General features: G+C 59.8%; 1 pseudogene. It reads right to left on the reverse strand.

The features are described 5' to 3' along the window. Nucleotides 1-659 (reverse strand): annotated as a pseudogene (locus tag lacNas_RS06985) (excinuclease ABC subunit UvrA); the annotation flags it as partial.

The following is a 659-nucleotide window of genomic DNA, read 5'->3' on the forward strand; positions in this document are numbered from 1 at the left end:
TGGCCATCACTTCTTCCGGCGTCCCGGCGGCCATGACTTCCCCGCCCAGGCTGCCGGCTCCTGGTCCCATGTCGATCAGATAGTCGGCTGCCCGCATGGTTTCATCGTCGTGCTCAACGACGATCAAGGAGTTGCCCAAATCCCGCATCCGCTTCAAAGAAGCGATCAGGCGGTCATTGTCGCGCTGGTGCAGGCCGATGGACGGTTCATCCAAAACGTACATGACCCCGGACAAGTTGGACCCGATCTGGGTTGCCAGGCGGATCCGCTGGGCTTCCCCGCCCGACAGGGTCCCGGCTGATCTGGACAAGGTCAGATAGTCCAGGCCGACGCTGACCAGGAAGTTCAACCGGTCGCAGACTTCTTTCAAGATCGGCTTGGCAATGGCGGCTTCCTGCTCGCTCAATTCAACGTCCTTGAAGAAGGCCAGGGAGTCCTTAATTGACAAGTCGCTGGCTTGGGCCAGGTCCTTGCCGTTGACCTTGACGGCCAGGGCTTTTTCGTTCAGCCGCTTGCCCCCGCAGACCTCACACGGCAGCTCGGTCATGTACTTGCCCATCACTTCCTGCATGAACTTGGACATTGGCTTGGCGTAGCGGCGGCTGACATTGTTGACGGCCCCTTCAAAAGGCTGCTTGGTGTCGTTGACGCCGAAGTCG

The sequence above is a fragment of the Lactobacillus nasalidis genome (genome assembly GCF_016587775.1).
In the GTDB taxonomy this organism is placed as follows: Bacteria; Bacillota; Bacilli; order Lactobacillales; family Lactobacillaceae; genus Lactobacillus; species Lactobacillus nasalidis.